Origin of the sequence: Acuticoccus kalidii, assembly GCF_021556395.1 — a bacterium.
GTDB classification, from domain to species: domain Bacteria; phylum Pseudomonadota; class Alphaproteobacteria; order Rhizobiales; family Amorphaceae; genus Acuticoccus; species Acuticoccus kalidii.
This window is the reverse complement of record NZ_JAKGCS010000015.1, coordinates 187,687-210,518: the sequence shown is the minus strand read 5'-3', so window position 1 is coordinate 210,518 and position 22,832 is coordinate 187,687. Positions and strand designations below refer to the sequence as shown.

20 protein-coding genes and 1 pseudogene are annotated in these 22,832 nt (G+C 67.1%); 14 read left to right on the top strand and 7 right to left on the bottom strand.

Annotated elements, in window-relative coordinates; all coding sequences use genetic code 11:
• Window positions 1-32 precede the first annotated feature (32 nt).
• From L1787_RS08980 to hydA, 6 genes are all read left to right on the top strand, one after another.
• Window positions 33-758: an amino acid ABC transporter ATP-binding protein gene (locus tag L1787_RS08980; RefSeq protein WP_235708715.1), complete on the top strand. Its 726-nt coding sequence runs from the start codon at window positions 33-35 to the stop codon at window positions 756-758.
• On the top strand, window positions 758-1,462 hold the full coding sequence (locus L1787_RS08975) for an amino acid ABC transporter permease (protein ID WP_235708464.1): 705 nt from the start codon (window positions 758-760) through the stop codon (window positions 1,460-1,462). Before L1787_RS08980 ends, L1787_RS08975 begins: the two co-directional genes overlap by 1 nt.
• A gap of 9 nt (window positions 1,463-1,471) precedes the next feature.
• The gene (locus L1787_RS08970; protein ID WP_235708463.1) at window positions 1,472-2,137 is read left to right on the top strand and encodes an amino acid ABC transporter permease; all 666 of its coding nucleotides are present in this window, start codon (window positions 1,472-1,474) and stop codon (window positions 2,135-2,137) included.
• Between the two features lie 9 nt (window positions 2,138-2,146).
• Window positions 2,147-3,070, top strand: coding sequence for an N-carbamoyl-D-amino-acid hydrolase (locus tag L1787_RS08965; protein ID WP_235708462.1), 924 nt, complete (start codon window positions 2,147-2,149; stop codon window positions 3,068-3,070).
• Window positions 3,070-3,711, top strand: a complete 642-nt coding sequence (locus L1787_RS08960; RefSeq protein WP_235708460.1) for a flavin reductase family protein — start codon at window positions 3,070-3,072, stop codon at window positions 3,709-3,711. Before L1787_RS08965 ends, L1787_RS08960 begins: the two co-directional genes overlap by 1 nt.
• Window positions 3,712-3,849: 138 nt before the next feature.
• The gene (hydA, locus tag L1787_RS08955; RefSeq protein ID WP_235708459.1) at window positions 3,850-5,304 is read left to right on the top strand and encodes a dihydropyrimidinase; all 1,455 of its coding nucleotides are present in this window, start codon (window positions 3,850-3,852) and stop codon (window positions 5,302-5,304) included.
• A 138-nt stretch (window positions 5,305-5,442) separates the two neighbouring features.
• Here the strand turns inward: hydA and recA are convergent, their stop codons facing one another.
• The 3 genes and pseudogenes from recA to dksA all read right to left on the bottom strand — a co-directional run bounded on the left by recA (window position 5,443) and on the right by dksA (window position 9,122).
• Window positions 5,443-6,549 (bottom strand): recombinase RecA, encoded by a 1,107-nt coding sequence (recA, locus tag L1787_RS08950; protein ID WP_235708455.1) that lies wholly within the window; start codon window positions 6,547-6,549, stop codon window positions 5,443-5,445.
• A gap of 108 nt (window positions 6,550-6,657) precedes the next feature.
• Window positions 6,658-7,878 (bottom strand): annotated as a pseudogene (locus L1787_RS08945) (ATP-binding protein); the annotation flags it as partial.
• A gap of 827 nt (window positions 7,879-8,705) precedes the next feature.
• Window positions 8,706-9,122 (bottom strand): RNA polymerase-binding protein DksA, encoded by a 417-nt coding sequence (gene dksA / locus L1787_RS08940; protein ID WP_235708714.1) that lies wholly within the window; start codon window positions 9,120-9,122, stop codon window positions 8,706-8,708.
• A 395-nt stretch (window positions 9,123-9,517) separates the two neighbouring features.
• Between dksA and L1787_RS08935 the strand changes: the two genes are divergently transcribed.
• The 6 genes from L1787_RS08935 to L1787_RS08910 all read left to right on the top strand — a co-directional run bounded on the left by L1787_RS08935 (window position 9,518) and on the right by L1787_RS08910 (window position 14,797).
• The gene (locus tag L1787_RS08935; protein WP_235708454.1) at window positions 9,518-10,360 is read left to right on the top strand and encodes an AAA family ATPase; all 843 of its coding nucleotides are present in this window, start codon (window positions 9,518-9,520) and stop codon (window positions 10,358-10,360) included.
• Complete coding sequence (locus L1787_RS08930) at window positions 10,360-10,830, top strand: SixA phosphatase family protein (RefSeq protein ID WP_235708453.1); 471 nt, start codon at window positions 10,360-10,362, stop codon at window positions 10,828-10,830. The genes L1787_RS08935 and L1787_RS08930 overlap by 1 nt, the downstream gene beginning before the upstream one ends.
• On the top strand, window positions 10,827-11,474 hold the full coding sequence (gene otnC, locus L1787_RS08925; protein ID WP_235708452.1) for a 3-oxo-tetronate 4-phosphate decarboxylase: 648 nt from the start codon (window positions 10,827-10,829) through the stop codon (window positions 11,472-11,474). The genes L1787_RS08930 and otnC overlap by 4 nt, the downstream gene beginning before the upstream one ends.
• Window positions 11,475-11,556: 82 nt before the next feature.
• Entirely contained in the window at window positions 11,557-13,059 is a 1,503-nt protein-coding gene (locus L1787_RS08920) for an amidohydrolase family protein (RefSeq protein WP_235708451.1), read from the top strand.
• Window positions 13,060-13,139: 80 nt separating this feature from the next.
• Window positions 13,140-13,979, top strand: a complete 840-nt coding sequence (locus L1787_RS08915; RefSeq protein ID WP_235708449.1) for an ABC transporter ATP-binding protein — start codon at window positions 13,140-13,142, stop codon at window positions 13,977-13,979.
• Window positions 13,976-14,797, top strand: a complete 822-nt coding sequence (locus tag L1787_RS08910) for an ABC transporter permease (protein WP_235708447.1) — start codon at window positions 13,976-13,978, stop codon at window positions 14,795-14,797. Before L1787_RS08915 ends, L1787_RS08910 begins: the two co-directional genes overlap by 4 nt.
• Here L1787_RS08910 and L1787_RS08905 read toward each other — a convergent pair.
• Window positions 14,745-15,719: a DMT family transporter gene (locus tag L1787_RS08905; RefSeq protein WP_235708443.1), complete on the bottom strand. Its 975-nt coding sequence runs from the start codon at window positions 15,717-15,719 to the stop codon at window positions 14,745-14,747. The two genes, L1787_RS08910 and L1787_RS08905, sit on opposite strands and share 53 nt — an antisense overlap.
• A 229-nt stretch (window positions 15,720-15,948) precedes the next feature.
• Window positions 15,949-17,001 carry an ABC transporter substrate-binding protein gene (locus L1787_RS08900; RefSeq protein WP_235708442.1) on the bottom strand — a complete coding sequence of 351 codons (1,053 nt, stop codon included), beginning with the start codon at window positions 16,999-17,001 and terminating at the stop codon, window positions 15,949-15,951.
• Between the two features lie 239 nt (window positions 17,002-17,240).
• Between L1787_RS08900 and L1787_RS08895 the strand changes: the two genes are divergently transcribed.
• Window positions 17,241-18,671 (top strand): dihydroorotase, encoded by a 1,431-nt coding sequence (locus tag L1787_RS08895; protein WP_235708441.1) that lies wholly within the window; start codon window positions 17,241-17,243, stop codon window positions 18,669-18,671.
• A 25-nt stretch (window positions 18,672-18,696) separates the two neighbouring features.
• Window positions 18,697-21,036, top strand: a complete 2,340-nt coding sequence (locus tag L1787_RS08890) for a xanthine dehydrogenase family protein molybdopterin-binding subunit (protein ID WP_235708440.1) — start codon at window positions 18,697-18,699, stop codon at window positions 21,034-21,036.
• Between the two features lie 58 nt (window positions 21,037-21,094).
• Here the strand turns inward: L1787_RS08890 and L1787_RS08885 are convergent, their stop codons facing one another.
• Both L1787_RS08885 and L1787_RS08880 read right to left on the bottom strand, forming a co-directional pair.
• A complete protein-coding gene (locus L1787_RS08885) occupies window positions 21,095-21,823 on the bottom strand; it encodes a maleate cis-trans isomerase family protein (RefSeq protein ID WP_439648268.1) in 729 nt (242 codons plus the stop codon).
• Window positions 21,820-22,530: an aspartate/glutamate racemase family protein gene (locus L1787_RS08880; protein WP_235708437.1), complete on the bottom strand. Its 711-nt coding sequence runs from the start codon at window positions 22,528-22,530 to the stop codon at window positions 21,820-21,822. The genes L1787_RS08885 and L1787_RS08880 overlap by 4 nt, the downstream gene beginning before the upstream one ends.
• Window positions 22,531-22,832: the final 302 nt, after the last annotated feature.

The window sequence follows — 22,832 nt, the reverse complement described above, 5'->3', positions numbered from 1 at the left end:
TCGTGAGCGACGCGAGAGCGGAGCGCGGCTCGATCCTCGAATTGATCGCGCTCCATAAGAGCTACGGCCCGCTCGACGTTCTGAAGGGCATCGACCTCAAGGTGAAGCCCGGTGAGATGGTGTTTCTCATCGGGCCCTCGGGATCGGGCAAGAGCACGCTGTTGCGCTGCTGCAACCGCCTCGAAGAGCCGACCTCGGGGGCGGTGATCGTCGAGGGGGAGGATATCACGGCCCCCAGCGTCGACCTCAACAAGGCGCGCCGGCGGATCGGCATGGTGTTCCAGTCCTTCAATCTCTACCCGCACAAGACGGCGCTCGGAAACGTGACGCTGGCGCTCGTGAAGGTCTCGCGGCTGTCGCGCGCCGCGGCGAGGGAGAAAGCGATGGCGGCGCTCGCGGACGTCGGCCTCGCCGACAAGGCCGCCGCCTATCCCGCCGAGCTGTCGGGCGGCCAGCAACAGCGCGTCGCGATCGCCCGCGCCTTGGCGCTCGAGCCGAAGGTGATGCTCTTCGACGAGCCGACCTCGGCGCTCGATCCCGAGCTCGTCGGCGATGTTCTCGACGTGATGCGCAAGGTGCGGGCGGCGGGGATGACGATGCTCGTCGTCAGTCACGAGATGCGCTTCGCCGCGGAGGCCGCGGACCGCGTGGTCTTCATGGACGGCGGCGTCATCGTGGAGGAGGGGCCGCCATCGGCCGTGTTCGGCGCTCCGCGCGAGGCGCGCACGCAAGCCTTCCTGTCGCGGGTGAAACACTGATGGACGAGGCGGCGACGACGATGACGCCCGGCGAGCGCTTCATCGAGACCTACTTCAACGCAGCGGTGATGGAGCGCTATCTGCCCGCAATCCTCGACGGGTTCGTGGTGACGCTCCAGCTCGCCGTTCTCGTCGTCGTCAGCGGCATTCTTCTCGGCCTCGCGCTCGCTTGCCTGCGCGCCTATCGCGTCCGGCCGCTCAACGTCCTCATCGTCTGCTTCGCTGACATCCTGCGGGCGCTGCCGCCGCTCGTTCTCATCCTGATCGCCTATTTCGGCCTGCCGAATGTCGGTGTGTCGCTCTCGGCCTTCGCGGTGATCTGGATCGTTCTGACCCTCGCCCTCGCCGCGTTCGCCGAAGAGATCTTCTGGGCGGGCATCCTCTCGGTGGCGCCCGGCCAATGGCAGGCGGCGCGCTCCACGGGGCTCAGCTTCACGCAGACGCTCCTGTCGGTGATCCTCCCGCAGGCGGTGCGACTCACCGTGCCGCCGCTCACCAATCGGGCGATCGCGGTGACGAAATCCACCGCGCTCGGCATGGTGATCGGCCTGTCCGACGTGCTCGGCGCGGCGACGACGGCGCAATCCTTCTCCGGCAGCGCGACGCCGCTGATGATGGCGGCGATCGCCTATGTGATCCTGTTCCTGCCGTTCGTCGTCGTCGCGCGGTGGCTCGAGAGCCGCTTCAAATGGCGGCACGCCTGAGGCCCAACGATGGATGCGATTCGCCAACAATTCTTCGATTTCGACATCATGCGCCAAGCCTGGCCGATGCTTCTCGAAGGGCTCGTGATGACCGGGCTGATCTGCCTCGTCGTCATCCCGATCGGCCTTCTCGCGGGGATCGGGGCGGCACTCCTGTCGCTGTCGGAGCGGCGGATCGTGCGCTGGCCGTCGATCGCCTTCGTCGACCTTTTCCGGGCGCTGCCGCCGATCGTCCTTCTGATCTTCGTCTATGCGGGGCTGCCCTTTGCCGGGATCCGGCCGTCCCCGTTCGAGGCGGTGGCGATCGCCTTCCTCCTCAACAACGCCGCATATTATGGCGAGATCTATCGCGCCGGAATCCTGTCGATCGGGCGTGGCCAGTCCGAAGCGGCACGCTCGACCGGGCTCGGGGCGGGGCAGACGATGCTCTACGTCGTCCTGCCGCAGGCCGTGCGCAACGTGCTGCCGGATCTCGTCTCGAACACGGTCGAGGTGGTGAAGCTCACCTCGATCGCGAGTGTCGTCTCGCTCGCCGAATTGCTCTATCAGGCGGATATGGCGCGCTCCGTCACCTACAATGCCTCGCCCATCGTGGCGGCGGCTGGCATATATCTCGTGATCTTGTGGCCTCTGGTGCGGCTCGTCAGCCGCCTCGAACGCCGCATCGCCGCGTAAGGACCCACTATGAGACCCGTTCATGTAGGCGCCGCTCAGCTCGGCCCGATCCAGAAAGCCGAATCCCGCGAGGCCGTCGTCGCCCGGATGATCGCGCTGCTCGAAGAGGCGGCCGGCAAATCGTGCGATCTCGTCGTCTTTCCCGAGCTCGCCCTCACGACCTTCTTCCCCCGCTGGTACATGACCGACCAGGCCGAGGTGGACACCTGGTTCGAGGCCGAGATGCCGAACGCGGCCGTGCAGCCGTTGTTCGACCGCGCCAAGGCGCTCGGTATCGCGATCTCCTTCGGCTACGCCGAGCTGACGCCCGACGGGCATCACTTCAACACGTCGATCCTGACCGATCGCGAGGGCAATATCGTCGGCAAGTACCGCAAGGTGCACCTTCCGGGGCACGACGAGTTCGACCCCGACCGCGCCTTCCAGCACCTCGAAAAGCGCTATTTCGAGCCTGGCGATCTCGGCTTTCCCGTGTGGGACGCGCTCGGCGGCGTGATCGGCATGTGCATCTGCAATGACCGCCGCTGGCCGGAGACCTACCGCGTGATGGGCCTTCAGGGCGTCGAGATGGTCATTCTCGGCTACAACACGCCTTCGGTGAACAGCCAGAAGGGGCAGGAGGGGCCGGAAGAGCGCCTCTTCCATCACCGCCTCGTCCTCCAGGCCGGCGCCTATCAGAACGCGACGTTCGTCGTCGCGGTGGCGAAGGCGGGCGACGAAGACGGGCATCCACTCCTCGCCGGCAGCGTCATCGTCGACCCGAACGGGAAGGTGGTCGCCGAATCGAAGACCGAGGGGGACGAGTTGATCGACTATGTCTGCGATCTCGACGAGACGGTGTTCGGCAAGGAGACGATCTTCGACTTCAAGCGGCACCGCCGGGTCGAGCATTATGGCCGCATCACGTCCCAGACCGGCGTCGAGCGCGCCTGATGGCCGTCTTCACGTGCGACGCGCTGACGGCGCAGGAGCGCTATAAGATGCTGTGCGCCGCGGTGGTTCCGCGGCCGGTCGCCTGGATCACCACGGTCGACGAGACGGGGGCGGTGAATGCCGCGCCCTATAGCTTCTTCAACGTCTTCTCCCAGACGCCGCCGCTCGTGATCGTCGGCCTCGATCTGCGCGAAGGCGGCGCCCAGAAGGACACCCTCGTCAACGCACGCGCGGCGGGAGCCTTCACGGTGAACCTGGCCGACCACGCGCTGGCGCCGAAGATGGTGGAGACCGCCGCCGCCTTCCCGCCCGGCATTAGTGAGACGGAGGCCGTCGGGCTCACGACGGCCCCCGGCGTGACGATCGCCGTGCCGCGCATCGCGGAGGCGCCGATCGCGCTCGAGTGCGCGGTCTATCAGATCGTCGAGGTCGGGCCCGCCCGCTCGCTGCTGATGGGGGAGGTGAAGGCGATCGCCGCCCGTGACGGGCTGTTCGATCCCGACACCAAGCGCCTCACCGTGCCCCATTGGGATCCGGTCGCCCGCCTCCACGCGACGTCTTATGCAAGGCTCGGCGAACCCTACGATCTGCCGATCCCCGATTGGACGACCCTCGCCGAAACGACCAAGGCCGACGGCTAGAGCGCGTTCCGGCCGCACCTTTGCGCGCGTCGCGCCTTGTCCGCACCGGCGCGCGCGCTCGATAAATGCGTGACCCGCGTCGCCGAGACGGGCGCGTGAACGCAGTCCCGGCCTTCCGCCTGCACCGAGAGAATCGCCATGACCTTCGACCTCGTCATCAAAGGCGGCACCGTCGCCACCGCGTCCGACACCTTTGCTGCCGATGTCGGCGTGCAGAACGGCATCGTGACGGCGATCGCGAAGGACCTGCCGGACGGCGCGGAGACGATCGACGCGTCCGGCAAGCTGGTGCTGCCCGGCGCGATCGAGTCGCATTGCCATATCGAGCAGGAATCCTCGTCCGGCGCGATGACGTCGGACGATTATCTCTCCGGCAGCGTCTCCGCCCTCTTCGGCGGCAATACGACGATCATCCCCTTCGCCGCCCAGCAGCGCGGCCAATCCGTCCACGACGTTCTCGCCCTTTATCGTGAGCGCGCGGCGAAATCGGTGCTCGATTATTCCTTCCACCTCATCATCACCGACCCGACGGACACGGTGTTGAAGGAGGAGCTGCCGCACGCGTTCGCGGAGGGGATCACGAGCTTCAAGGTCTTCATGACCTACGACAAGATGGTCGTCTCCGACGAGATGATGCTCGACATCCTCGTGACCGCACGCGAGCACGGCGCGCTGACGATGACGCACGCCGAAAACAACGCGATGATCAAGTGGATGGTGAAAAACCTCGTCGCGAAGGGCTACAAGCAGGCGAAATATCACGCGGTGAGCCATCCGGCGACGGCGGAGGTGGAGGCGATCCATCGCGGCATCCGGCTCGCGAATTTCGTCGGCGCGCCGCTCCTCATCGTGCACGTGTCGACCGACGAGGGGGCGCGGCTCGTCTCGAGCGCGCGCACCGACGGCCATCCGATCTTCGGCGAGACGTGCCCGCAATATCTCTTCCTCACCAAGGAGGATCTCGACCGGCCCGATCCCGAGGGGGCGAAGTTCATCTGTTCGCCGCCGCTCAGGGACGCGAAGACCCAGGCCGATCTCTGGCGCCATCTCCATGCCGGCAACCTGCAGCTCTGGTCGTCCGATCACGCGCCCTATCGTTATGGCGATTCCAAGCTCGCGGCCGGGCCGAATCCGGCGTTCAACCAGGTCGCGAACGGGATGCCGGGGATCGAGATGCGCGCCCCGCTCCTGTTCTCCGAAGGGGTTCTGAAGGGCCGCCTGTCGTTGAACCGCTTCGTGGCGCTGACGGCGACGAACGCGGCGAAGATCTTCGGTCTTCATCCGCGGAAGGGGACGATCGCGGTGGGATCGGACGCCGATATCGCGATCTGGGATCCGCAGGAGACGCGGACCGTGACCCAGGCCGGGATGCACGATGCGATGGACTATACCCCCTTCGAGGGGATGACGATCACCGGCTGGCCGGTCACGGTGATCACACGCGGCCGCGTCGCGATGTCGAACGGGACGCTCCACGCCGCGCGGGGCGACGGGGCCTTCCTGAAGCGCGATGCGTTCGATTGGACCGGCTATTCCGCTGCGCTCCCGCCGGAGTTGACGCCGGAGACGAATTTCGGCGCCAAGCTGCTCTGAGCGTGCCGGCGGCGTGACGGCCGGAGGCCGCCGCGCAATGCGAAAACGCCGCGCGAGGGAGCCCCGCACGGCGTTCGGTCGGTTCAGGATGGATCGCGCCGTTCCGGGGCCGGATGTTCCGGGGAACGGCGCCGGCGATCAAGCCTCGTCGGGGAAGACGCCGTCTTCGTCGGGCGGGATGTCCTGCTCGGGATCGGGGTCGGCGATGCCGGCGATCTTATCGGCGATGAGGCCGGCATTCTGCCGGATCGCCGATTCGATCGTGTTCGCGATCTCCGGATTGTCGCGCAGGAACTGCTTGGAGTTCTCACGCCCCTGACCGAGGCGCTGCGAATCGTAGGAGAACCACGACCCGGATTTCTCCACGATGCCGGCCTTCACGCCGAGATCGAGAAGCTCACCCAGCTTGGAGACACCTTCGCCGTACATGATATCGAACTCGACCTCGCGGAATGGCGGAGCGAGCTTGTTCTTGACGACCTTGACGCGGGTCTGGTTGCCGACGACTTCGTCCCGATCCTTGATCGAGCCGATGCGGCGGATGTCGAGGCGAACCGAGGAGTAGAATTTCAGCGCGTTGCCGCCCGTCGTCGTCTCCGGGGAGCCGAACATCACACCGATCTTCATGCGGATCTGGTTGATGAAGATCACCATCGTTTGGCTGCGCGCGATCGAGCCCGTCAGCTTGCGGAGCGCCTGGCTCATCAACCGGGCCTGCAAGCCGGGGAGCTGGTCGCCCATCTCACCCTCGAGCTCGGCGCGCGGCGTCAGCGCGGCGACCGAATCGATGACGAGAACGTCGACAGCGCCGGAGCGGACCAGCGTATCGGCGATTTCGAGCGCCTGCTCGCCGGCGTCGGGCTGTGAGATCAAAAGGTCGTCGACCTGGACGCCGAGCTTGCGAGCATAGATCGGGTCGAGCGCGTGCTCGGCATCGACGAAGGCGCAGATGCCGCCCTTCTTTTGAGCCTCGGCGACGGTGTGAAGCGCGAGCGTCGTCTTACCGGAGGACTCCGGTCCATAGATTTCGACGATGCGGCCTCTCGGCAGGCCGCCGATGCCCAGCGCGATATCGAGGCCGAGGGAACCCGTCGACACCGTCTCCACCTCGATGGTGGAGCCTGCGCCGAGCTTCATGATGGAGCCTTTGCCGAAGGAACGCTCGATCTGCGAGATCGCGGCGGTGAGCGCTTTGCTCTTGTCCACCGAGCTCCCCTCAACCAGACGTAGGTCTGACTGCGCCATGCTATTTCCCTTACGCTTCATCGCGTTATACCCATTCCGGTTGAAGCCAAGTCTCGCACAAAGTCCCGACGTTCGCAATCTGTTCGATAACTTAAAATTGCGTTAACGCTATCCGCGTCCCAATTCCCGCTTCACAGCCTCCGCCAACGCCTTGAGCGTAAAGGGCTTTGGTAGGAATTGAGCGTCGCCCAATTCATCCACAGACGCGCCATCGGCATAGCCCGACATGAAGATCACCTTCAGGTCGGGCCGAACCGCATGGATTTGTCTTACCAGACTCGGCCCGTCGAGCTCGGGCATGATCACGTCGGTCAACAACAAATCGATGTTGGCGCCTTCCTCCTCGAAGATCTCGGCCGCCTCGACGCCGGATGCGGCGGACAGCACGTTGTAGCCCTTCGCCGAGAGGGCCCGCGCGGCGAAGGCGCGAATCGCCTCCTCGTCCTCGACGAGCAGCAAAGTCGCGCTGCCGGTGAGATCGGCATTCTGATTCGCGCTGCGGGGACCGGCGGGGCGCGCCTCGTCGCCGGCATTGGCGATCCGCGTCTCGCCCTCGCTGCGGGGAAGGTAGACGTGGAACGTCGTCCCCTTGCCCTCTTCGCTGGTGACGGAGAGCGTGCCGCCGGTCTGCTTCACGATGCCGTAGACGGTGGACAGGCCGAGGCCGGTGCCTTCGCCGGTGGCCTTCGTGGTGAAGAAGGGCTCGAAGATCTTGTCGAGGATCTCCTGCGGCATTCCGGTCCCGACATCCTCGATCTCGATGAGGACGGCGTCGCTCTCGATCGCCTCGTCGTCGCCGGTGGTCGCCGTGCCGTGCACGACATTGCGCGTGCGGATCGTGAGGTGGCCGCCGCCCTTCATCGCATCGCGCGCGTTCACCGCGAGGTTGATGACCACCTGCTCGATCTGGCTGAGATCGGCGAGGACCGGCCACAGGTCGCGGCCGTAGCTGATCTCGAGGTGGATCGTTTCGCCGAGCAGGCGGTCGAGCATCATCGAGAGGTCGGCGACGACGTCGTTCAGATTGAGAACGGTCGGCCGCAAGGTCTGCCGGCGCGAGAAGGCGAGGAGCTGCTTCACCAAGCCCGCGGCCCGCTGCGCGCTCTGCTTGATGTTCATGATGTCGCGGAAGGCGGGGTCGGACGGGCGGTGGCTCTGGAGGAGGAGGTCGGAGAAGCCGATGATGGCGGTCAGCACGTTGTTGAAATCGTGCGCGATGCCGCCGGCGAGCTGGCCGATCGCCTGCATCTTCTGGCTCTGGGCGATCTGCGCCTCGAGCTCGGACTGCTCGGTGACGTCGGAGACGGAGATGATCACGCGGCCCTTGGCGCCCGGAAACGGCTTCGCCGAGAGGCGCACACGGCGCTCGGGCGCGTTGCGCAACGGGGCGTCGAGCCGGCTCGACAGGCGCTCCTCGGCCTGCGTCACGAGGCGGGCGACACTCGCCTCGTCGACCTGGAGGCCGTCGTCCAGCGTCTCCCCCCCGCCCGCGAGCGCGCGATAGGCGGCGTTGGCGGCAACGATCTTGCCCGCCTTGTCGGCGATGACGGCGGCGGCCGGGAAGATGTCGACCACCGCGGCGTCGATCGGCGGGGCGGTCGCCTCCGGGGCGGCGCCGTCCTCGAAGACGTGGATGAGGTGGCCTTCCTGGCGCGTAAGGCGGGCGAGGAGGGATGGCGGGATGAACCCGTCGGCCGCGCCCTCCGCAATCGCCCGGCGGCGCAGGCTGAAGAGGGCGAGGGCCGCGGCGTCACCGTCGGCGAGGGAATCGGGATGGGCCGGCCGCGCGCGGGCCGCCATCATCGTCTGAAAGGCGGTGTTGGTCGCGACGAGGGTGCCGGACAGCGTGGTGACGGCGACCGGCTTGTCGAGATCGTCGATGCGATAAAACGGCGTCGCAGGACGCACGACGCGCCAGGCGCTCACGCCGGCCGCCACGAGGGCGAGGGCCGACGCGCCCATCGTCACCATATCGGGACCGGCGAACGCGACATTGCCCGCAGCGACCGCGAGGCCGCCAAAAGCGAGACCCGTCGGCCACCCGGTTTCCAAGCGTGTCGGCGACACGCTGTTGCGTGGCGCCCCTGATGCCATCTGATCGACCATCGGTCGATTATGCCCGATTCGCGGCGCCGTGGCGCCGCGGCTTGGAATTGTCAGTCGTCGCGGTGAATACGCTCGCGTCGCTCGTGACGCTCCTGCGCCTCGATCGACAGTGTCGCGATCGGCCGAGCGTCGAGACGCCGCAGTCCGATCGGTTCGCCCGTCTCCTCGCAATAGCCGTAGGTGCCATCGTCGAGGCGCGCCAGCGCAGCGTCGATCTTCGCGATCAGCTTGCGTTGGCGATCGCGGGCCCGCAATTCGATTGCATGGTCCGCTTCGGACGTCGCTCGGTCGGTCAAGTCAGGATGATTTCGTTCCCGCTCGGCCAACTGTTCTAGAGTAAACTTCGCTTCGCGTAGGATCTCAGAACGCCAGTCTAGCAATTTCTTACGAAAATACTCTTGCTGCCGATCGTTCATGAACGGCTCGTCCTCTGACGGACGATAGACCTCGTCGATCCCTTCTTCCATCACGGTACTCATCGGCGGCACGCTCCCCCGTCAGCGTTGCCGCTATACACCCTCCCGCATCGATTGCAACAGGAAGAGTGCTGCAATTACCGAACATTAAAGGAGTTTTGCCAAAAAAGTTACGGCACGGAGGGGCGACTGATGACACGCCAAACTCGACCGTTTGCCACCCTTCCGCCCCGAGGTCCAGACGTTGGCCACAAATTATACAAAGTTGTGAAGCACGGTGGATGAATAGCCCGGCCGCTGGCCGAGAGGCGCCCGGCAGCGCGAACGATGCGCCGAAGACTTGACTTTGAAATCGAGGGCATAAACTCATGGCTCGACCGCCTGCGGGGCGGTTCGCCATCCGGCCACGGCCGAACTCGGGTCCCTCACACCAAGGTTCGTTCTTCATGCGCTTCGAAGGCTCCGACACCTATGTCGCGCCGAAAGATCTGCAAATCGCCGTGAACGCCGCGATCGCCCTCGAACGCCCGCTGCTGGTGAAGGGGGAGCCCGGAACCGGAAAGTCGGTGCTGGCCCGCGAAGTGGCCGATCAGCTCGGCGCCCCGCTCATCGAATGGCACATCAAATCGACGACCAAGGCGCGTGAGGGCCTTTACGAATACGACGCCGTGGCCCGCCTTCGGGATAGCCAGCTCGGCGATCCTCGCGTCACCGATATTTCTAATTATATCCGCCGGGGCAAGCTGTGGGAGGCGTTCGTCGCGCCGAACCGCCCGGTGCTCCTGATCGACGAAATCGACAAAGCGGATATCGAGTTTCCGAACGACCTATTGCTCGAACTCGATCGCATGGAGTTCTCCGTCGTCGAGACCGGCGAGCGGGTCGCCGCGCAGACCCGGCCCATCGTCCTCATCACCTCCAACAACGAGAAGGAGCTGCCGGACGCCTTCCTGCGCCGCTGCTTCTTCCATTACATCAAGTTCCCCGACGCCGAGACGCTCGCCGAGATCGTCGAGGTCCACTTCCCGAAGCTGAAGCCGCGCCTCCTCAAGGTGGCGCTCGAGACGTTCTTCGAGCTGCGCGAGGCGCCGGGCCTCAAGAAGCGGCCGTCGACGTCCGAGCTTCTCGACTGGATCAAGCTTCTCGTCGTCGAGGACCTCGACCCGGAGGTGATCGCCGAACGCGCGTCCGGCAAGGTGCTGCCGCCGCTCCACGGCGCGCTCCTCAAGAACGAGCAGGACGTCCACCTCTTCGAACGACTGGCTTTTCTGGATAGGGCTCGCCGCTGATGCGCCACATCGTCATCATGCGCCATGCGAAGGCGGAACGGGGCGAGGGCAAGCCCGATTTCGAGCGGATGCTCGAAACGCGCGGCGTGAACGACGCGGAGCTCGTCGGCCGTCAGCTCGCCGAGGCGGGGCTGGTGCCGGATGTCGTCCTGTGTTCCGCCGCCCGCCGCACGCGGGACACCTTCGCCGCGATGCTCGGCCATTTCGGCGGCGATTGCCTCGTTCATGTTCGTCGCAATCTCTACGAAGCCGAGATTGCGGAGCTGCGCGAGGCGGTGCGCGACACGCGCGGCGAATGCGTCCTCCTCGTCGGGCACAATCCGTCGGTTCACGGATTGGCGCTCGAGTTCGCCGGGGCCGACCCGGCCGCCGCGCCGCTGAAAGGCGGCTTTCCCACCGCATCCGCCGCCGTCTTCACCATGGGGTTCGGCCTGGATACCGCGAAATTCGACCGACTGGTGACGCCGTGACTGCGATCCTCTCCGAAACGACCAAGCTGCGCGAGCGCATCGTCCGCCTCGCCGAGCTCCTCTATCTGCGCGGCTATGTCCACGGGACGACCGGCAACATCTCGGTGCGGACCGACGAGGGGATCATCGTCACCCCGACCAACTCCTCGATGGGGATGCTCGACCCGGCGCGGCTCTCCCTCGTCGGCCATGACGGCCGGCCCATCTCCGGCGACAAGCCGTCCAAGGAGACCTTCCTGCATCTCGCGATGTACGAGGAGCGGGCGAGCTCCAATGCGGTGGTGCATCTGCACTCCACCCATTCGGTGGCCGTCTCGATCCTCGCGGACACCGATCCGGAGAACGCGCTGCCGCCGCTCACCGCCTATCATCACATGAAGGTCGGCCGCCTCCCGCTCGTCCCCTATGTGCGGCCCGGCGACATGCGCCTCGCCGACGAGGTGCGCCAGCGTGCCGCGACCTATCACGCGATGCTCCTCGCCAATCACGGCCCGGTCGTCGCCGGCAAGTCGCTGGAGGACGCGGTCGCGATCGCCGAGGAGCTCGAGGAGACGGCGAAGCTGCGCCTTCTCACCGAGGGGCGGCCGGTCAACGCGCTGACGCACGACCAGCTCGCCGAGCTCGACCACCACTTCCCGAGTTGATCGCCGAACGGCGGGGCGGCGACGCCCCGCGCGGCACGTGACCTCGCCGCCGTTCGCGGCACAGACCCATTGCGGAGACCCTATGGCGGCTTTCACGGCTATTCGTGGTGCAACCCTCGTCACACTGGACGAAGACGACACCGTCGTCGAACCGGGCGACCTCTTCATCGAAGGCGACCGCATCGCCTATGCCGGGCCGGCCGGGGGCTTCACGCCGCCGGAGGGCGCCGAGGTCCGGGAGATCGAGGGGCGCGACCGCGTGGTGATGCCGGGTCTCGTCAACTGCCACACCCACTCTTACGCCGCCTTCCTGAAGGGCTCCGTCGACACCGATCCGCTCGACGTCTTCATGCTCGGCGCGATTCTGAGCGCGGGCGCGCGCGATGCGCGGGACGTCTATGTCTCGGCCCAGGTTCAGGCGCTCGAGATGCTCCTCACCGGCTCGACCGCCTGTCTCGATCATTTCTCCCATCGCCCGCGCCATAGCGCCGAGATCCTCGATGCGGTGATGTCGGGCTATCGCGATGCCGGCGTGCGCGCTGCCGTCGCGCCGATGTTCTCCGACATCCCCTTCGTCGAGACACTGCCTTTGACGGAGGAGGAAATGCCGGCAGCGCTGCGAGCCGAGCTTCCCTCCGGCCCGCAGCCGCACGATCCCTATTTCGAGATGATGGCCGAGGTCGCCGCCCGCTGGGCCGACGATCCGCGCGTCGACCTGATGCTCGGCGTCGACAGTCCGCAGCGTTGCACCGACGCCCTCTTGCGCCGCGCGGGGGCCTTCTGCGCCGAGCACGGGATCGGCAACCACACCCATCTGATGGAGGCGAAGACGCAATGGGCGATGGCCGAAGGCCGCGCCCCGGACGGCTTCGTCGCCTATCTCGCCGATTGCGGGCTCGCCGGGCCGCGCTCGTCGTTCGCCCATTTCGTCTGGTTCACCGACGCCGACCTCGAGAAGACGGCCGAGACGGGCGTTCACGTGGTGCACAATCCGGCGAGCAATCTCATTCTCGGCTCCGGCATTCAGCCCCTCTTGCGGCTGATCGAGGCGGGCGTGCCGGTCGCCTTCGGGTCTGACGGGCTCAACACCGGCCATATGTCGATGTTCGAGAAGACGCGCCTCGCCGCGCTTCTCACCCGCGTCACCGATCCCGACCCCGATCGCTGGCTGAAGGCGCCCTCGGCGCTGCGCATGGCGACCGTCAACGGTGCGTCGGCGCTCGGCCGGGCCGGGCAGGCGGGCGTCCTCGCCGCGGGCCAGCTCGCCGATATCGTAATCCTCGACGGGGCGACGGTCGCACTGTCACCGCGCGGCGAGATCGCGCAGCAGATCGTCTTCTACGAGTCGGGCTCCAGCGTGCGCGACGTCCTCGTCGACGGGCGCCATGTCCTTGCGGACGGCAAGCCGACGGGCTTCGACGGCGCTGCAATCCTCGCCGAAGGTCGCGAGCGGGCGGCCCGTCTTGCCCGCGACAATCAGGCCGCGCTCGCCAATGCGGAACGGTATTATCCGGGCCTCAAGGCCATGGTGCGCCGCGTGGTTTCCTCCGAGACAGGTCCATGCCGTATCGCAATGCTGACTTGACGCGGCACTTCGCCGTTCCGTGTGGCGCGTAGTTTGCCTACAAAAGGAGCAACACGCCGACGACCGATAAAGGAAACCGAATGGCCTTGGCCGAACCCGCTGCGCCGTCGACTGCCGGCCCTCCGCAGGATCATTTCGTCAGCATTCGCGACGTCGATCTCGTCTATGGCCGCGGTGAGACCGGGATGCAGGCCCTCGGCGGTGCCTCGATCGAGGTGCAGAAAGGCGGGTTCGCCGCGGTCGTCGGTCCGTCGGGCTGCGGAAAATCCTCGCTGATGAAGCTCGTCACCGGGCTTTTGCCCCCAACCAAGGGCACGATCAGCGTCGCCGGCAAGATCGTCGACGGGCCGGTCAATGTCGCGGGCATGGCCTTCCAGAACCCGACGCTCCTGCCATGGCGCTCGACGCTCCAGAACATCATGCTGCCGCTCGAGGTCGTCGAGCCGCATCGCCGCAAGCTCCGCCGCAACCGCAAGGACTACGAGGCGCAGGCGCACGATCTCCTCGCCGCGGTCGGGCTCACCGGCTTTGCCGACCGCGCGCCCTGGCAGCTCTCGGGCGGCATGCAGCAGCGCGCGTCGCTCTGCCGTGCGCTCATCCACCAGCCCGAACTTCTGATGCTCGACGAGCCGTTCGGCGCGCTCGACGCGTTCACCCGCGAAGAGCTGTGGTCGGTCCTGCAGAAGCTCTGGATGGAGCGGCGCTTCACGGTGATCCTCGTGACGCACGATCTGCGCGAGGCGGTCTATCTCGCCGACACGATCCACGTGATGTCCGCCCGGCCGGGCCGGATCGTCGCGAGCCGCAAGGTGCCGCTCGCCTATCCGCGCACCTTGGAGGACACCTTCAAGCCCGAATTCGTCGACATCGTGCACGAGCTGCGCCATCACATCAGCCGTGAGCGCCAGGCCGTATCATGACCGACACCGTCTCTTCGCCGGCCGCCGCACCGAAACGCCGCTTTCAGATCAACGACAATTGGGCGCCGTGGATGGTCGGCATCGGCGCGCTCGTGATCTGGGAGCTCGCCTGCCGCATCTTCGCGATCAAGCCCTTCGTTCTCCCGGCGCCGACGGCGATCGCCGCGAGCCTGTGGAAATGGCACGAGGTGATCGCGGTCCACGCGGCGCAAACGCTCTATACGACGCTGCTCGGCTTCCTGCTCGCCGTCGTCGGCGGTCTCGCCCTCGGCGTCGCGGTCGGCTACTCGCGCTTTCTCTACAAGGCGCTTTATCCGATCCTCATCGGCTTCAACTCCGTGCCGAAGGTGGCGATCGTCCCGATCCTCGTGATCTGGTTCGGCATCGGCACGATCCCGGCGGTGATCACCGCCTTCCTCCTCTCCTTCTTCCCGATCGTCGTGAACGTCGCCGCCGGTCTCGCCACGGTGGAGCCCGAGATGGAGGACGTGCTGCGCTCGCTCGGCGCGTCGCGGCGGGACATCTTCTTCAAGGTCGGGCTGCCGCGCTCGATGCCCTATTTCTTCGCCTCGCTGAAGATCGCGATCACGCTCGCCCTAGTCGGCTCGGTGATCTCCGAGACGATCGCCTCCAATTCCGGTATCGGTTATCTGATGCTGAACGCCAGCGCGCGCTTCGACGTGCCGCTGGTCTTCGCCGGCCTCTTCGTCGTCGCCGTCCTCGGCGTTCTCATCTATGCCGTGTTCGCGATGTTCGAGACGCGCTTCACCGGCTGGGCGACTCGCGCCCAGGCGATCCGCTTCGAAGGCGGCGGCTGAGCGCCTTCAACGGCCGCCCGTCGATCGCGGCGAGGCCCGCCGCGACGAGCGCCATCCCGGCGAGGTGCTGCGCGAGCAGCGTCTCGCCGAGGACGAGGACGCCGAGAAGGATGGCGCTCACCGGCGACAGGATTGTGACGAGGAGAAGGTTCGTCGCCCCCGCCGTCGACAGAATGCGGAAATAAAGGACATAAGCGAGCGCCGTCGAGACCGTGGCGAGGCCGAGGATCGCGGCCACCGCGGCGAGGCTCGGCGTCGGCAGCGTCCACGGCCGGTCGACCAAGAGGGCGAGCGGAACGAGGACGAGGCTCGACGCGGAAAGCTGCCCCGCCGCGGTTGCGAGGGGCGCGACGCCCATCCGCGCGAAGCGACGGCCATAGATGCCGGCGAGCGCATAGGAGATGGCGGCCGACAGGCACAGAAGCTGCGCCGTCACCGCGCCCCCAAACGCGCCGATCCCCATCATCACCGCAACGCCCGACAGGCCGAGAAGCACCCCGGCGATGCGGTTCGGGCTCATTTTCTCGTCCGCCGTCAGAAGATGGGCGAAGAGGACCGTGAAAAGCGGCGTCGAGGCGTTGAGAATGGCCGCGACCCCCGAGGCGATCTCGCGCTGTCCGGCGACGATCAGGCTGAACGGCACGACATTGTTGAGCAACGCCATCGCCAGGAACGCGCCGAGGATCGCCGGCCGCCGCGGCAGCCGGCGCCCGGTGAGGCGCATCAAAGCGAGGAGAACCACCGCCGCGATCGCCACCCGCGCGGCGACGAGGCTGAGCACCGGCAGCGCCGTCAGCCCCACGGCGTTGAAGAAGAACGAGCCACCCCAGATCGCTGCGAGGCCGATCAGCATCGCCCACTCGGTCCGCGTCATCGGCCTCCCGTCGACGGCGTTCGCTCCGGTCTCGGTCCTGTTCGCCATTGACGGCCCCTCATGCGCGACGTCTCTTGCGCCCACACCTCGCGCAGCGCTCCATACGGCGCGACCCGATGCTTGCGGTCAAATCCGTCGTGTCATGCGAATGGCCGGTTCGAGCGCTTGAGGGCGCGCTCGCGCGGGATCGGCGATGCTGTGGCGGGCCGCGCCCCCCGCAAAACGAAAAGAGCCGGCCCAAAGGCCGGCTCGAACGGGTCCGCGATCGACCGCGCGATCAGTTCGCGAGGCGCGCCTTCGCCTCGTCGCTGACCTGGCGATCTTCGAGCGGGGGCAGGAAGCTGCCGTCATAATAGTCGCCGACCTTCGGATCCACCTCGATGCCATAGGCGGTGGCGATCTGCTTGGCCGCGGCCTCGAAGCGCTCCGGGTCGACCTCGCTGATGCCCTTCTCGGCGACGCTCGGCGTCAGGATCGAGAGCTCGACCGCGAGATCCCAGCGCGCCGCCTCGACCTCTTCGTCGACGAGAGGTTCGCGCTGCTTGAGAAGGGCGAGACCCTCCGCCGGATCGGTGAGCATGTCCTGAATGCCCTTCACCGTCGCGGCGACGAAGCCCTTCACCACCTCGGGGTTTTCCTCCGCATAGTCCTTCCGGACGATGATGCCGGAGGAGTAGGGGTTGAGGCCGAACTGGGCGAGGGTGAAATAGTTCACATCGTCCTTGTCGACGCCCGCGAGGACGAAATTGAGCGCCGTCGTGGTCGCGAAGCCGAACGTGGCGTCGGCGGCGCCCTGGATCACGAGCGCGTCGCGCAGATTCGGCTCGACATACATGAACTCGACCGAATCGGGGTCGATGTCGTTGAGCTCGGCGAGGACGGGCCAAGCGAGCACCGTCGCCTCGTTCTGCGTCGCGGAGACCTTCTTGCCGACGAGATCCTGCGGCGTGTTGATGCCGCTCTCTTTCAGCGAGATCGCGCCGGTCGGCGACTGGTCGTTGATGATGAGGACGGAGATCACCGCGTCGTCCGGGTTCTCCTGATTGAACTTGAAGAGGCCGGTGCCCTCGGCGAAGCCCACATCGTAGGCGCCGGATGCCACTTTATTGATCGTGTCGCCGGAGCCGAAGCCGCGATCGATGGTCACGTTCAGACCCTCGTCGGCATAATAGCCCTTCTCGAGCGCGATGAGGAACGGGCCGTGCATCGCCTGCCAGGCCCAGTCGAGCGCGAAGCGGACGTCGGTGGTGTCCTGGGCCTCGGCACGCGCGCCGGGCAGCGCGAGCGCCGCGCCGGCCAGTGCGACGCCGAAAAAGCGTGCAATCGTCATAGCTTCCCTTTCCTTATGGTGATGGGACAATCCGGCGACGGACCGGCCATTGCCTTCACCGCGTGTGCGGTGACGATGCAATTTCGAGACCAGCGCTTAACCATCATGTATCGCACGTCCGTGTCCGATGCTGCCGAGAAAACACCGCCCGTCCTCGCGCGACAAGGCGCAACCCTTCGGCGCTGGATCCGCAACGAGACCTGTGCCACGCAAGTCCCCTGCGATGAGAGGGGGAGCCGATGGCGCAAGCCGCCGATTTGGTGATCACGAACGGCACGGTCGTGACCGAACGACTGCGCTTTGAGGGCAGCATCGCCGTGCGCGACGGCCGGATCGTCGCGATCGGCTCCGCCGACGAGATGCCGCCAGCGGCCGAGACCGTGGACGCCAAAGGTTTGCACGTCTTCCCCGGCGTGATCGACGATCATGTCCATTTCCGCGAGCCGGGCATGGATCACAAGGAGACCTGGCTCACCGGCGCGCGGGCGGCGGCGATGGGCGGCGTCACCACCGTCTTCGACATGCCGAACACGTCGCCGCCGGTCCATTCGGTCGCGACCTACGAGACGAAGAAGGCGATCGCCGCGGCGTCCTCGATCGTCGATTTCGGGCTCTATGGCGTGCTCGACGAGAACAATCTCGCCGACCTCGAACCGCTCGCCGCGGCGGGGGTGATCGGGTTCAAGCTGTTCCTCGGCAACACGACCGGCAATCTGCCGTGCCCGTCCGACGGGGCGGTGCTCGAAGGGTTCGAGATCCTCGCCCGGCTCGGCAAGCGCTGCGCGATCCACGCGGAAAACTCCCCGATCCTCTTCTGGCGCGAGGATCGGCTGAAGGCCGCAGGCCGCAACAGTCCGATCGACCATCTCCTCGCGCGCACCGACGTCGTCGCCCTCGAGGCGCTGTCGAAGAGCTGTATCTTTGCCGAGTGGACGGGCGCGCGCATTCACATCGTGCACGAATCGTGCGCCGCGAGCCTGCCATATATCGAGTTCTTCAAGAGCCGCGGCGTCGACCTCACGGTCGAGACGCTGCCGCAATATCTCGTCCTCGCGGCGGAGGATATGGACCGCCCGGGCGGTGAGGTCCTGCGCATGAACCCGCCGATCCGCGAGCGCGCGCATCAGGAGCCGCTTCGCCGAGCGCTCGCCGACGGGCGGATCGACATCATCGCCACCGACCACGCCCCGCACGCGCCGGAGGAGAAAGTCGGCAATCGGATCTGGGACATCGCTTGCGGCTTCCCCGGCGTCGAAACCTCGCTGCCGATCCTGCTGACGCTCGCCAAGGAGGGCGTCCTTTCGCTGGAGCGCTTCGTCGAAGTCTCGTCCGCCAATCCGGCGCGCGCCTGGGGGCTCTATGGCCGCAAGGGCGTCATCGCGCCGGGGGCGGATGCCGATCTCGTCCTCGTCGACATGGGGCGTGAGGAGGAGCTGTCGGCCGAGCGCCTGTCGTCGAAGGGCAAGGTCTCTCCCTATGAGGGGATGCGGGTAACGGCCTGGCCTGTCGCCACCTTCGTGCGCGGCAAGGCGGTGATGCGCGACGGGGCGATCACGGCTGAACCCGGATGGGGCCGCGAGGTGCGGCAGACGATGCCGCCGGCGCATCCGAAGAATGTCGACAAGCATCTCGCGACGCTGGTCGGCACGTCCCCTGCACCCGCGCTCTGATGATCTCTACCCGGAAGCAACGACCATGAACGACAACGCGCCGCAGGGTGCACTCGGCCAATCCATTCCGAACGTCCGGTCCGGACGTCTGGTGCAGGGCGGCGGCCATTTCATCGCTAATCTTCGTGAGCGCGACGCGCTGTCGGCGGCGATCGTGCGCTCGCCCGTCGCGCACGGCATCATCACGACGCTCGATCTCGAAGCGGCGCGCGAGGTGGCCGGCGTCGTCGCCGTCTATGGCGCGGCCGATCTCGATGCGGTGTGCGCCCCGTGGGAGGCGCGGCACGAACTCTTTCCCGATGCGCGCGTGCCGGCGGAGCGGCCGCTCGCGGCGGACCGGGTGCGCTATGTCGGCGAGCCGGTCGCGATCGTGATCGCCGAAACGCCGTTCGCGGCGATGGAGGCGGCCGAGGCCGTGCTGATCGAGGTCGACGAGCTCGACCCGCTGCTCGATCCCGAGGCGGCGACGGCGGCGGGCGCCGCACCCATCCACCCCGACCTCGCCGGCGGAGCGGGCAATGTGCACGCCGTCATCGCGCGGCGGTCGGCCCAGCCGATCACCGGGCCGACCAAGGCGGTGTCCCTCCGCCTCTCGCGCCTCGCGGCCCAGCCGCTCGAAACGCGCGGCGTCCTCGCCGACTATGATGTCGCCGACGGCAAGCTGACCGTTCACCAGTCGCACCAGCATCCGCACCAGATGCAGGACATCTATGCCCGCCTGCTCGGCCTGCCCGAGCACAAGGTGCGCGTCGTCTGCGGCGATGTCGGCGGCGCGTTCGGCATGAAGCAGCAGCTCCATCCTGACGAGATGGCCGCCGTCTGTGCCGCCCGTCTTCTCGGGCGCCCGGTGCGCTTCACCGTCGGCCGCAATGACAGCCTTTTGTCGGACTGCCAGTCGCGCGACCACCGCTTCACCATCGAAGCGGAGTGGGACGAGGCGGCGCGGCGCGTGACGGGCTTTCGGCTGCGCGATCTGTGCGGGCTCGGCGCCTTCCCGCATTATCCGCGCACGAGCTTCGGCGAATCGGGGCAGGCGGTGCGGTTGGTGGGCGCGCCCTATGCGGTCGACCGGCTCGACGCCGAATCCACCCTCGTCTTTCAGAACCGCCCGCACCTCGGCCACTATCGCGGCGTCGGCCATCCGGTCGCCTGCCTCGCGACCGAGGTTATGATGGACCGGGTCGCCCGCGAGATCGGCGAGCATCCGATCGCCTTCCGCCGCCGCCATCTCCATGACCTGTCCGCCGGCCCGGTGACGACGCCCGGCGGGATCGCGATCGACCGTTACCGCATGGCCGAATGCCTCGATGCGCTGGAGACGGCGCTCGGCGACGCGCCCTTCGCGGCGCGGCGCGACGAGGGGCGGATGCGCACCGGCGTCGGGATCGCCTGCCTCCTGGAGCTGGTCGCGCCCGGGCCGCGTTATTATGGCGACGGTCAGGTGCGGATCTCCGTCAATGAGAGCGCCGTCGTGCGGATGGAGCCCTCGGGCGTCGTGCGCGTTGCGACCGGCAACACCGATCAGGGGCAGGGGGCGGACCAGTCGATCGCGCAGATCGTGGCGGACGAGCTCGGCATCGATGCCGGCGCGGTGTTCGTCGTCTCCGGCGATTCGGAGAATTGTCCCTATGGCGGCGGTGCGTTCGGCTCGCGCGGCACGGCGCATGGCGGTGCGGCGGCGCATGACGGGGCACGCCGGCTCAAGGCGCGGCTTCTGGCGTCCGCCGGCCTCCTCCTGCAACGCGCACCGGAGACGCTCGATCTCAAAGGCGGCGCGGTCGTCGGGCCGGACGGGGCGAGGCTGATGGCCGTCGCCGACCTCGCGGCGACGTGCCATTTCAAGCCCTACCTCTTCCCCGAGGACCACGATACCGGCCTCAACACGGTGGGCCGTTTCACGCCGACACAGGACGCGCAGGTCTCGTGCGCGGCGTTCGCGGCGGTGGTCCGGGTCGACACGGAGACCGGCGAAGTCCACCCCGACCGGATCGTGGCGGCGCACGATGGCGGGCTGATCGTCAATCCGAGCCTCGTCGATGCGCAGATCCAGGGCGGCACGGCGCAAGGCCTTGGGCAGGCGCTCCTGGAGGCGATCCGCCTCGACGATGCCGGCCAGCCGCAAACCGGATCGTGGATGGATTATGCGATGCCGCGCGCCGATGATGTGCCGGCGGTGGAGGTGGTCCACATTCCGACCCTACCGGGCGAAGGCTTCGCGCCGCGGGGCGTCGGGGAGGCCGGGAATTCGGGCGCGCCGGCGGCCGTCTTCAACGCCGTCCTCGATGCGATCGCACCGCTGGGGGCGAGCCTCGACGCCTTGCCCGCGACGCCGCTGCGGGTCTGGGAGGCGATCCACCTGCGCTGACGGGCCCGTCGGCGCGGCGCATGTCGCTTCGGCGCGCCGTGCCTCGGCGCACCCTCTCTCAGCTCACCGTGCGGAACAGCCGGCCCCAGCCTTCGATGCGGGCTGGGTCGGCGCCGCATTGGCGCATCGTCCCCCAGATCGACGTCGCCACGGTGTCATAGACCGGGATACCCGTTTCGGCCTCGATCGTCTCGGCGATCGGCGCGCCGCGCATGTTGGTGCAGTAGATCACGATCGCATCCGGCCCCGCGGTCGCGACATCGCGGCAGAGGTCGGCGACCTCCGCCTCGGTGCTGTTCGCGAAGGCGTAATTCTCGCTGATCCCGAGGCGACGATCCGCGACGCATGCGATGCCGATCTTGGCGTAGTTCGCGATGATCCTGTCCTGCACCTCGTCGATATAAGGGGAGACGAGGCCGATCGTCTTCGCGCCGGTCAGGGCGAGGATCTCGTTGAGGGCGAGGATCGCCGAGGTCGCCTCGATGCCGGTCCGCGCCTCGATCGCGGCGCACAGCGCCCGGTCCCGCTCGAAGCCGAGCCAACCGGCCGAGGTTCCGTTCCAGGCGATCGAGCCGACATGCGCGTCGGCGAGAAGCTCGGCGGCGGCGAGCATCGGCTCCATCTCGAACTGGCCGAGCGCGGCTTCGCGCAGTGAAATCTCCACCACGCGAAACCGGCCGAAATGGGCGGTGACGTCCGGGAGCGCGGACAGCATCGCCGCCGTCATCGGCTCCAGCACGGTGTTCGAAGACGGCGTCAGCATTCCGATTCGCGTGCGTCGCATCATGTGCCTTCATCGCTCGTGGGACGGGCCGGCCAGGCGCCGGCGGGGCGGTGCGAGAGCCGACCCTTCGCCGCGATATCGATCCCGCCGGACACCTTCGCAATGGCGGCGGCGATCGGGTCGACGACGTGCATCGGGACTTCGCGGGCGAGTGTCGAGGCCAAGGTGCCGATCATCGGCCCGCCGATGATCACGGCGCCGACATTCTCTTTGAGAATGCTGTCCATCACGCGCCGGATCGCCGGCAGCAACGCCGCCACATTGTCGAGATGCCTGGCGGTGTCGCCGACGATGGCGCGGACCGACACGAGCGCCTCCGCGTGCCCATAGGCGTGGGCCAACGACGTGATGTCCTGGATGAGGTGCGGACAGGCGGTGATGATCGAAAACCGGCCGGTGGAGGCCGCCTCGTCCATCGCCGCCTCTCCGAGGCCGACGACGCCGCTCGAAAACCGGGCGGTGAGCGCGTCGCGGCCGGGGTCCGCGATCGAGCCGATCACCACGGCGTCCGTCGCCTCGAGATCGTCGGCCATCGCGTTCACGGCCTCGTGGGCGAGGCGCAGGATGGGCGGGGTCGAGATATACTGTGCACCGAACGGGGCGTTGACGCCCCGGACCATGACGCCGGGCGGGGCACATTCGTGCGCGTGGGCGACCATCGAGCCGGTTTGACGTTGATTGGTCGTCGGGTTGATCAGGGTGATGATCACGTGGGCGCGACCGATCGGAAAAGGCGGGCCGGCCGGATAGCGTCTCGCCCGCGAAGGCTGGTCGTCACTCGTTTCTCCACGTCACGGGCAATCGGCTTCCTCGATGGTCACCCTTGTCGATCCGGCGACCCTCACGCTCGCGTTTCAACAGTGGTCCGTCAGTTTTGTCGGTCGGACAGGCAACGGAACGATGGATCAAGTCGATTGCCGCCAACGGACGCGTGTTCCATCGTGACTGAATACTCGGGGAAGATAAGCATATGTTGAAATATATCTGCAAGGCGATCGGATTGATTTGATCC

Bases quoted from the DNA above. Each gene is read 5' to 3' on its own strand.
- hydA (WP_235708459.1), top strand. From the start codon at position 3,850: ATGACCTTCGACCTCGTCATCAAAGGCGGCACCGTCGCCACCGCGTCC.
- recA (WP_235708455.1), bottom strand. From the start codon at position 6,549: ATGGCGCAGTCAGACCTACGTCTGGTTGAGGGGAGCTCGGTGGACAAG.
- L1787_RS08890 (WP_235708440.1), top strand. From the start codon at position 18,697: ATGAACGACAACGCGCCGCAGGGTGCACTCGGCCAATCCATTCCGAAC.
- L1787_RS08905 (WP_235708443.1), bottom strand. From the start codon at position 15,719: ATGGCGAACAGGACCGAGACCGGAGCGAACGCCGTCGACGGGAGGCCG.
- L1787_RS08970 (WP_235708463.1), top strand. From the start codon at position 1,472: ATGGATGCGATTCGCCAACAATTCTTCGATTTCGACATCATGCGCCAA.
- L1787_RS08900 (WP_235708442.1), bottom strand. From the start codon at position 17,001: ATGACGATTGCACGCTTTTTCGGCGTCGCACTGGCCGGCGCGGCGCTC.
- L1787_RS08915 (WP_235708449.1), top strand. From the start codon at position 13,140: ATGGCCTTGGCCGAACCCGCTGCGCCGTCGACTGCCGGCCCTCCGCAG.
- L1787_RS08910 (WP_235708447.1), top strand. From the start codon at position 13,976: ATGACCGACACCGTCTCTTCGCCGGCCGCCGCACCGAAACGCCGCTTT.
- L1787_RS08885 (WP_439648268.1), bottom strand. From the start codon at position 21,823: ATGATGCGACGCACGCGAATCGGAATGCTGACGCCGTCTTCGAACACC.
- L1787_RS08960 (WP_235708460.1), top strand. From the start codon at position 3,070: ATGGCCGTCTTCACGTGCGACGCGCTGACGGCGCAGGAGCGCTATAAG.
- dksA (WP_235708714.1), bottom strand. From the start codon at position 9,122: ATGGAAGAAGGGATCGACGAGGTCTATCGTCCGTCAGAGGACGAGCCG.
- L1787_RS08965 (WP_235708462.1), top strand. From the start codon at position 2,147: ATGAGACCCGTTCATGTAGGCGCCGCTCAGCTCGGCCCGATCCAGAAA.
- L1787_RS08920 (WP_235708451.1), top strand. From the start codon at position 11,557: ATGGCGGCTTTCACGGCTATTCGTGGTGCAACCCTCGTCACACTGGAC.
- L1787_RS08930 (WP_235708453.1), top strand. From the start codon at position 10,360: ATGCGCCACATCGTCATCATGCGCCATGCGAAGGCGGAACGGGGCGAG.
- L1787_RS08975 (WP_235708464.1), top strand. From the start codon at position 758: ATGGACGAGGCGGCGACGACGATGACGCCCGGCGAGCGCTTCATCGAG.
- L1787_RS08895 (WP_235708441.1), top strand. From the start codon at position 17,241: ATGGCGCAAGCCGCCGATTTGGTGATCACGAACGGCACGGTCGTGACC.
- L1787_RS08935 (WP_235708454.1), top strand. From the start codon at position 9,518: ATGCGCTTCGAAGGCTCCGACACCTATGTCGCGCCGAAAGATCTGCAA.